This is a genomic window from Arcicella gelida, from assembly GCF_034931025.1.
Lineage (GTDB): Bacteria > Bacteroidota > Bacteroidia > Cytophagales > Spirosomataceae > Arcicella > Arcicella gelida.
Genome location: NZ_JAYGIL010000001.1, coordinates 1 through 9,626, shown reverse-complemented (window position 1 = coordinate 9,626; position 9,626 = coordinate 1). Strand labels below are relative to the sequence as shown.

6 protein-coding genes are annotated in these 9,626 nt (G+C 34.0%); 1 reads left to right on the top strand and 5 read right to left on the bottom strand.

Annotated elements, in window-relative coordinates; all coding sequences use genetic code 11:
- Positions 1 to 32: 32 nt before the first annotated feature.
- Entirely contained in the window at positions 33 to 1,223 is a 1,191-nt protein-coding gene (locus VB776_RS00030) for an aspartate aminotransferase family protein (RefSeq protein WP_323324773.1), read from the top strand.
- A 232-nt stretch (positions 1,224 to 1,455) separates the two neighbouring features.
- On the opposite strand, the gene trxA is transcribed toward VB776_RS00030, so the two are convergent.
- The 5 genes from trxA to VB776_RS00005 all read right to left on the bottom strand — a co-directional run bounded on the left by trxA (position 1,456) and on the right by VB776_RS00005 (position 8,599).
- On the bottom strand, positions 1,456 to 1,779 hold the full coding sequence (gene trxA / locus VB776_RS00025; RefSeq protein WP_309916624.1) for a thioredoxin: 324 nt from the start codon (positions 1,777 to 1,779) through the stop codon (positions 1,456 to 1,458).
- Between the two features lie 135 nt (positions 1,780 to 1,914).
- The gene (locus VB776_RS00020; RefSeq protein WP_323324771.1) at positions 1,915 to 3,063 is read right to left on the bottom strand and encodes a hypothetical protein; all 1,149 of its coding nucleotides are present in this window, start codon (positions 3,061 to 3,063) and stop codon (positions 1,915 to 1,917) included.
- A gap of 99 nt (positions 3,064 to 3,162) precedes the next feature.
- Entirely contained in the window at positions 3,163 to 6,735 is a 3,573-nt protein-coding gene (gene dnaE, locus VB776_RS00015) for a DNA polymerase III subunit alpha (RefSeq protein WP_323324769.1), read from the bottom strand.
- Positions 6,736 to 6,818: 83 nt separating this feature from the next.
- Positions 6,819 to 7,775, bottom strand: coding sequence for an SPFH domain-containing protein (locus VB776_RS00010; protein WP_323324767.1), 957 nt, complete (start codon positions 7,773 to 7,775; stop codon positions 6,819 to 6,821).
- A gap of 122 nt (positions 7,776 to 7,897) precedes the next feature.
- Positions 7,898 to 8,599: an SDR family NAD(P)-dependent oxidoreductase gene (locus VB776_RS00005; RefSeq protein WP_323324765.1), complete on the bottom strand. Its 702-nt coding sequence runs from the start codon at positions 8,597 to 8,599 to the stop codon at positions 7,898 to 7,900.
- Positions 8,600 to 9,626: the final 1,027 nt, after the last annotated feature.

Genomic DNA, 9,626 nt, shown 5'->3' with positions numbered 1-9,626 from the left:
CCGTACTTATCAACTAAAAATACAAAAACTTGATTACACATAGAGAATTATTCTTAAAAAATGTTGCCCAAACTTCTGATTTTCCATTGGCTTTAGAAATCGAAAAAGCAGAAGGCGTTTACATGTTTGGAAAAGACGGAAAACAATACATGGATTTGATTTCAGGTATTGGTGTTTCGAATGTGGGGCATCGCCATCCGAAAGTTGTAGAAGCGATTAAAAATCAAGTAGATAAGTACTTGCATTTAATGGTTTATGGTGAATATGTACAAAGTCCACAAGTAGAATTAGCCGAGGCATTGGTAAAAACGCTTATTCCTAAAGTCGAAAATGTAGTGCCTTTAGATAATGTTTACTTTACAAATTCTGGAACAGAAGCCGTAGAAGGAGCGATGAAATTAGCGAAACGTTATACTGGTCGTCAAGAGATAATTTCATGTTTTAATGCTTATCATGGTGCTACGCAAGGAGCATTATCTTTATCAGGAAGCGAGAATTTTAAAAGAAACTTCCGTCCATTATTGCCAGAAATTAGAAATATCCGTCACGGAGTAATGGAAGATTTAGGATTCATTACAGAAAAAACGGCGGCTATTATTATAGAAATTGTTGGAGGAGAAGCAGGAGTAAGAATTCCAGATAAAGAGTATTTTTGGGCTTTAAGAAAACGTTGTGATGAAACCAAAACACTCTTGATTTTAGATGAAATACAAAGCGGTTTTGGTAGAACAGGCACTTTCTGGGCTTTTGAGCAATTTGGTATTTATCCAGATGTTTTATTATGTGCCAAAGGAATGGGCGGAGGAATGCCAATCGGTGCATTTATTGCCAATCATGAAGTGATGGGTGTGTTTAAAAATAATCCAATTTTAGGACATATCACTACTTTCGGCGGACATCCTGTAAGTGCAGCCTCTTCTTTGGCTACCTTAAAAGTAATTTTAGAAGAAAATCTTTTAGCACAAGTAAAAGCAAAAGCAGATTTGTTTAAATCTTTATTGATTCACGAGAAAATTAAAGAAGTTAGGAGTCAAGGTTTGATGATGGCGGTAGAATTTGAGGATTTCGATACTTTAAAACCCATCATCGACCGAGCGATTGAAAAAGGTGTTGTAACAGATTGGTTTTTATTTTGTGATAATTCCATGCGAATTGCCCCACCATTGATTATTACTGAAGAAGAAATCAGAAAAGCTTGTAAAGTGATTTTGGAAAGCGTTTAACTTATTGAGCGATTTAGTGAATGAGTGATTTAGTGATTAATTTTCTGAGAAAAATTCCAAAATAAATATGAGTCTTTTTGGATGTAAGCTCATAAAAAAAGCGGTCGAAAATTAATTTCGACCGCTTTTTTTATGTTTAAATTTGAGATGACTTATCAGTAAATAAGCTCAAAACTCTGTAACCCTAAGGTTTACTATTCCTAATTTAGCACTCCAAATTCAACATTCATATTTAGGCGTGTTTCAACAAAGTTTGTGATAAAACTGCTTTTGGAATATTTCCACCTACTAATCTTTCTTTCAATTCACCATTTTTGAAAATTAATAAAGTTGGAATAGAACGAATTCCTAAAGTTGAAGGAACAGTTGAGTTTGCATCAACGTCCATTTTAGCAACGATTGCTTGTCCTTCTACATCACCAGCTAATTCTTCAACGATTGGTCCAATCATTTTACATGGTCCACACCATTCTGCCCAAAAATCCACTAAAACTGGTTTATCTGAATTGATTAATTCTTGAAAATTATCATCGGTTGCTACTACGTATTTTCCCATTTTATTTTTTAATTAAGTTAATTTCTTTTTTCAAAGTTAGAACAAAATGTTTTAATATCTTAGTTCCTCTGTTTTGTTGAAACAAGATAGAATTACAGATTCTACTTGATATTCAATTGTTTAATGCTATAAATTTCAATAATTTTCATAATATTTTTTTATTTTACGGGTGATTTGATCATAAATAGGTTTGGTAAATTCCGTAAATAATTGTTGTGGAGGAGGAGGCAAAAGCTCTTTGTTTCTAGTTAGACTAAGTTGTTGTTTTGTTAAAGCTCTTTCATCACCGTTGAAATTCCCCCATTCATTCACCCAAACGAACTCACCAGCTATTTTATCTTGATAGATTTTCTGTTTAGTTTTAAAATCTATGACCTGAAAATCTAGAATTCCTTTAGAAGTAACAGCTTTTCTGGATTGTGTCAATTTCGCAGTTACTTTATTGAACACTGCAATTTTCTTTCCATTTACGGTTGTTTCTCCAACTTTTACGCTGTCTTTACTGGTAACAGTATTGGTATTGGTTTCAACGTAAGTTTGTCCAACAATAAAATCATCAAATTGTAAACGAATGACGTGATCGGGCTTTAGCTTATTTTGTTCAGCTAATTCAGGAGAATGAAAACGAACGAATTGATTTAATTTTGGATTAGTACGAAGAAATTCATTGATTTTGCCTTGAAAATACTCATTACTTAAAGCATAAGTTGGAGAATTAACACTTACTTGTTCTACAACGACATCAATACTGGCTAATTCGTAAGATTCATCTAGTTTAGATTTGATGTCTTTATAAGTAGGAATTAATTGTTCAACGACTGAGAAATTATAAAAAGCATCTTTTGCGGCTTGACGATTATCATAAGCCTGTTTCATTGCAGATAGACCAACAGCGAAGCGTTCGTCAGCAGCAAAAATCTTTGAGTTTTGCAAATCATCAAAGTATCTTCTAGGCGTACCCGTTACTTTCAAACAAGCCTGACAATTTACTAATTCATCAGTGAGTGCATGGATTTGCTTGTATTCATTCACAACACGTTCCCAACGGAATTGCTCTTGAGAATTTCTCCAATTTTCAACTTTTGAAAGATGGAAGTTGACCGCCGCAGGAAAAGCTTCTTTTAATACTTTTTGAGCTTTTGTATTGGTTGGACTTTTCTGAAGTCTTCCAATGGCTGTTTCTACAGCTTCGTCATAGTTTCCTTGTTCTAAAGCCTTTTTACCTGAACTGCAAGCAAAAGAAAAATAACCTAATAAAGCAATTGCAAATAATCTTTTAATCATGTTGATTTTTGAGGTTTATGAGAGTAATTGAGAATGAGTGAATTGTGATTTAGTGATTGTGTCAAAAAAATCACTAAATCAAAATTCACTAACTCATGACTAATTTAATTTATAAGTAAGTCCTTGAATCAATTTTAATTCATTTAAGAATTCGTTACTTGGTGAAATTTTATTTTTTCTTGATAGCATTGTTACTTCTACTTTATCTTCAGGATCGTAAACCATCAAAGTTAAGTTACAAGTACCTTGGTTAGAAGAAACCAATTTATTAAGATGTTCAATAAAGACAGTGTTAACTTGTTGTAACCCTATGCTGATTTTTAATTCTTTAGAAAATTGATTTCTAATTTCAGACAAAAGTCGAATCGAAACAGGTTTAAATTCCCATTCGTCTTGTCGTCCCCAGCGGTTTTTAATTTGTCCTTTAATGTACAGAAAACGATCTGGGGCAATGTATTTTGAAAGATTTACAAAATCTTCACCAAACAAAGCAAATTCATAACTACCATTATAATCTTCCAAAGTAAAAAGCATAAATGGATTTCCATTCTTAGAATATCTTTCAATGGCTTTTGTAACAATGCCACCCACAGAAACTTCTTTACCTCTGAAAATCGGTTCCATTACTCTATCTAAAGTACAAGTACAGAAACTTTCCAATTCCAGACGATACTCATCTAATGGATGACCGGAAATGTAAATTCCTACAACTTCTTTTTCAAATTTGAGCTTTTCCATTTGTCCCCATTTCTCAATGAAAGGGATTTTTGGAGTTGCAATATCACCACCGCCTCCATCGCCAAGCATACCAAAAAGCGAGCCTTGAGCAGACGCCGCTACTTCAACAGCTTTGTTGGCATAACGAATGATTTTTTCGATAAAATTACTTCCTTCAACATCAGCAAAATAAATAGCTCTGTGAATATCTTCGAAACAATCAAATCCACCGCCATAAGCTAAACTTTCTATAGTTTTCTTGTTGACAGTTCTAAGGTTTACTCTTTTTACGAAATCAAAAATATCTTTGTAAGCACCATTTTTGTCTCTTTCTTCAATAATACTTTCAACGGCGGCATCACCAGTTCCTTTAATTGCTCCTAAACCAAAACGAATTTCACCCTTTTTGTTTACAGCAAAAGAACGATAAGATTCATTAATATCTGGACCCAATACTGGCAAGCCCATCCGCCTACATTCTTCCATAAAGAAAGTAATCTTTTCGATATTACCCAGCGAGTTAGACATTACTGCTGCCATGTATTCTGATGGATAATGAGCTTTTAAATAACCCGTTTGATATGCCACAAAAGCATAACAAGTAGAGTGAGATTTGTTGAAAGCATACTGAGCAAATGCTTCCCAGTCAGTCCAGATTTTATTAAGCTTGTCTTCTGGATGTCCTTTTGCTTTAGCCCCATCCACAAACTTACTTTTCATTTTATCAAGCGTGTAACGGTCTTTTTTACCCATTGCTTTTCTCAGAACGTCGGCATCTCCTTTTGAGAACCCTGCTAATTTCTGAGACAAAAGCATTACTTGTTCTTGATAAACTGTAATTCCATAGGTATCTGCCAAGTATTCCTCCATGTCGGGTAAATCATAAGCGATTTCCTCACGACCATGTTTACGAGCAATAAAGTTAGGGATGTAGGCAATTGGACCGGGACGATACAAAGCATTCATGGCAATTAAATCCGAGAATTGATCGGGCTTTAAATCTAGTAAGTGCTTTTGCATTCCGCCAGATTCAAACTGGAAAGTTGCATTTGTTTCGCCTCTTTGATATAATTCATACGTTTTTTTATCATCAAGAGGAATATTGTCTAAATCAATTTCAATTCCATGATTTTGCTTAATCAAACGAAGGGCTTCTTTTAAAATAGATAAGGTTTTTAAACCTAAAAAGTCCATTTTAATTACGCCAGCATCTTCAATGATTTTTCCTTCAAATTGTGTAATTAATAAGTTTACTTCTTTCGAAGTAGCTACAGGAAGAATTTCTGTTAAATCTTTCGGAGCGATGATAATTCCAGCGGCGTGAATACCTGTACCTCGCACAGAACCTTCTAAAACCAAAGCTTCTTCTAATACTTTTGAACGCAAAGAACCTTCTCGACGAATATCACGAAGCTTCTTAACGTTTTCAATGTCTTCTGACTGAAACTGTTCTTTTTCGGCGAGTGATTTTTCACCAATTAATGGGGCATTCATTACTCTGTTTAAATTAGTACCGGGTTTATCTGGTACTAATTTGGCCAATTCGTTGGATTCATTCAACGGTAAATCCATCACACGGGCAACGTCTTTGATAGACATTTTTGCCGCCATTGTACCATAAGTAACAATGTGTGCTACTTGTTGCTTTCCGTACTTTTCAACCACATAATCAATCACTTTTTGGCGACCTTCGTCGTCAAAATCGGTATCAATATCGGGCATTGATTTACGGTCAGGATTCAAGAAACGCTCAAAAAGTAAATTATACTTAATTGGGTCGATATTCGTAATGCCAATACAATAAGCAACTACCGAACCTGCCGCAGAACCACGTCCTGGCCCTACAAAAACGCCTAATTCACGACCAGCACGGATAAAATCTGATACAATTAAGAAGTAACCTGCAAAACCCATTGTACGAATGGTATGCAATTCAAAGCTCAGTCGGTCTTTTACTTCGATACTTTCCCAAGCTTCGCCATATCGTTTTCTTGCTCCTTCCCAAGTAAGGTGTTCTAAGTAATCATCTTGACTAACAAATCCAACAGGGATTTCATAATTAGGCAACATGATGTCTTGTTTCAGACGTAAAGTATCAATTTTGCCAACAATTTCATTGGTATTATCAATGGCTTCAGGAATATGCGACCACAATTGGGTCATTTCCTGTGTATTCTTGAAGTAAAATTCATCATTATAAAAAGCAAAACGCTTGCCTTTTACCGATTCGCCATCGTCAACATCTTTATAAGTAGGTGTTGCTTGTTTTTCGCCTGTGTTGATACACAATAAAATATCATGAGCGTTGGCATCCTTTTGGTCTAAATAATGCGAATCGTTTGAAGCAATTACTTTTACATTATACTTCTTTGCAAATTTTAGTAATACTTCATTACATTTTAATTGGTCTGGAATTTGGTGATTTTGTACTTCTACATAATAATCTTCCCCAAAAATATCCAACCACCATTTGAATTCTTTTTCTGCTTCTTCTTCACTTCCTCTCAGAATTGCTTGAGGAACGGAAGCACCAATACAACAAGTAGTGGCGATAAGTCCTTTGTGATATTGTAAAATCAAAGACTTGTCGATACGGGGATATTTCCCGTACAAACCTTCTATAAAACCCAAAGAACAAAGTTTTACTAAGTTTGCATAACCCTCAGCATTCTTTGCTAACATCAATTGGTGATAACGCTTATCTTTTTGCTCTTTGGAAAATTGTTTTTTGAAACGATCTTCTACTACATAAAACTCACAACCCACGATAGGCTTTACACCTTCGTGCTTACTTGCTTCTGCCACAAACTGAAATGCGCCAAACATATTACCGTGGTCGGTAATAGCAACAGCGGGCATATTATCAGCTTTTGCTTTGGCAAAAAGTCCAGAAATTTTAGAAGCTCCGTCTAAGAGAGAGTATTGCGTATGGCAGTGTAAATGAGAGAATTGCATCAAATTGGGTTTTTACTTATACAAAATAAACAAAAAAGCGACATTTTACGGTCGCTTTTCGGTAAAAATATATAATCATGTTGCTATTTCTTCTCACTGGGCAATTTAGGTGCAACATAATCTCCACCTTCTTTCAATTGTTGAATGCCCATGATTTGTTTCATCGTTCTATCCATTCCCTCGGTTGAACCATCCAAGAAAATCACATTGCCTTGTCCTTGTTCTGCGAAGTGTTTTACGGCTTCTGTCCACATCGAGAAGAGTATTAACGAAGCATCTAAATTGGCTTCTGACATTACTTTCGCAGATTCTGCCATACCTCTTGCTACTTCTTCACGGAAGAGTGCAACACCTTGTCCACGTAACTGTGCCGCAATTTTTTCTGCTTCTGCCGAAATCCTAATGGCATTACCTTCTGCCTCAGCCGACTTTGTTTTAGTAATTAATAAAGCTTGTCCTTCGTTTTCTGCGGCAGCTTTCAAGTTATTTGAGGCTACTACTTGTGCCATCGAACGCATAATCGCTTCATCAAAAGCTATATCATTCAATTGTAAGTCTATTAAATGATAACCCCATTGTTCGAGTGTTTCATCTAATTCATTTTTTACATTTAATACAATTTCACCACGTAAAAGTAGTACTTCTGCTTGTTTTTTTGTGGCTACAAAAGCACGAATCGTTCCTTCTACGGTACGAATTAAGGCTTGCATAAAAGAACGCTCGTCCATGTACTTGAAAGCTACGTTTTTAATCGTCTGTTCTTCTTGATTCAGTACTGCATAGACCAACATCGCTTTGAAATTCACATTTGCTTGGTCGGAAGTGATGGCTTGGAATTCTAATTCCATCGAACGGTTTTGAATAGAAATTCTTTTGAAGATAAATTCAATAAATGGAATCTTAAAATTCAATCCGGGTGTCATTACTCTTTGGTATTTTCCAAAAATTGTAATGACTGCTACTGTACCTTGATTGACAATCACGATGGAAAAGAAAATAATTAGAATGGCAAAAACCACTATAAAAATTAAAGCACTCATAGTTTTGGGGTTTAAGAATGTATTTTTAGTTAAAATATAGAAACAGCACCAAAGTACGGAAAACTTTGGTGCTGTTCTATTTAATTATGCGAAAATACGTTTTTCTGATTTGAAAGGTAAAATTACATTGTTTTAATTGAGCTCATCCCGCCATCAATGTTCAGTACTTGTCCTGTAATCCAGCTTGCATCGTCTGAAATTAAGAATGAGGTCATGCTTGCGATGTCTAAAACATTACCAAAGCGTCCTATTGGATGGCGTTTGTTAGATGCTTCTTTCTTTTCTTCGCTTGATAATAAGTTTTTTGCCAATGGTGTTTCTGTTAATGAAGGTGCTATGCAATTTACTCTGATTTTATTAGAAGCAAACTCGGCTGCCAACGAGCGAGTTAATCCCTCAATTGCACCTTTTGAACTTGCGACTGAAGCATGGAAACCCATCCCAATTTTAACTGCAACAGTACTGTATAAAACTATCGAAGCAGTATTACTTTTCTTGAGACGTGGTAAAACATTTTGTATTACTGAAACAGCTCCTAATACGTTAATTTGAAAATCAGTCTTAAAATCATCTTGATTTAGCCTTGTAAATGGTTTTAAGTTAATTGTACCTGGACAATAGACAACTCCATCTAAAACATCTGGGAGTTCATTAAAAACTGTGTTATCAGGATTAAGAGCATCCCAAGTAAAATGCTTTGCTGTAGCTACTGATGGTGCTGTACGTGAAGCAGAGTAAACATTAAAGCCTTGTTTGTTTAATATTTGTGCAGTAGCTTCTCCAATTCCTGAACTTGCACCTATAATTAAGATATTTTTTGACATTCCGATTGTATATTTATAAATAGAAATTATAGCTAGAACATCCTTGAAGCAGAAATGTTTTAAGGAATAAATAAATCGGTAATTGCATATTCTTTTATTGAATTTTTTTACACAGTTTATTAACAATCTCTAGGTGCTAATTTATCTTAAAATGTAAATTGAATAATCATTCATTATTGTTTTTATGTTGAAAATCAATATATTACATGCCGTATAATAAGTTTTGAATAAAAAAATGGATTTTTAAATAAAAATATTTTATGTTTGATTTTAGAAGGACAAAATTGATTTTTACTTTTAAAAAAGTACCTAAAACTATTATAGATTACAGTCAGTTTAATTGAAATTCCAACTAAGCAAAGCTTTATTCTATTTAAATAATACTATTGTTTAGTTAAGCAAAAGGTAATTTTAAAAAGGCATTGATAGGGTGTAGTTAAACTAATAGTAGTTACATAAAAGCAATAATAAGATGCAATAAAACAAACGACTATGACATTGAAGCATTTAAAAGGTGCAATCAAACTGAGCATAATTGCATGAAATCATGGGAGTGGTATAGTTAAGCAAAGGGTAATTACATCAAATCAAGAAAATGGTACATTTAAACAAAAAGTGATTACATAAAAGCAACAATAAGGTTTATTGAAACAAAAGATAATTACATATCAACCATGGTATAGTATTACAAAACAATATTTGATTCTATTATCACAAATAACAGCTGTTAAGAAGCAGAAAGGAATTAAATACAAACAAAGTAATATTGTATATAAATGTATCTAAGTTGTTTTATATTAAGTAGTTAATTTGTCTTTGAAAGAGGAAAGGGATAGTTCATTAATTAAGAATTACATCAAGTTTTAATATAAATAAAACACTTATGAAAGCACGTCAGGAGTCCAAATGAGTCTGTTCATCCAACTGTGTCAGTTTAAAATTAAGTTTATTTTTTTACTTTTACTCAGACACACTTTATTTATGGAGACTCCTGACAATTTTGATTTTGAGACTTTTAAGCAAGAAG

What these genes read in the sequence shown, in the direction of transcription:
- VB776_RS00005 (WP_323324765.1), bottom strand. Translation starts at nt 8,599, where the DNA reads ATGTCAAAAAATATCTTAATTATAGGTGCAAGTTCAGGAATTGGAGAA.
- dnaE (WP_323324769.1), bottom strand. Translation starts at nt 6,735, where the DNA reads ATGCAATTCTCTCATTTACACTGCCATACGCAATACTCTCTCTTAGAC.
- VB776_RS00020 (WP_323324771.1), bottom strand. Translation starts at nt 3,063, where the DNA reads ATGATTAAAAGATTATTTGCAATTGCTTTATTAGGTTATTTTTCTTTT.
- VB776_RS00010 (WP_323324767.1), bottom strand. Translation starts at nt 7,775, where the DNA reads ATGAGTGCTTTAATTTTTATAGTGGTTTTTGCCATTCTAATTATTTTC.
- trxA (WP_309916624.1), bottom strand. Translation starts at nt 1,779, where the DNA reads ATGGGAAAATACGTAGTAGCAACCGATGATAATTTTCAAGAATTAATC.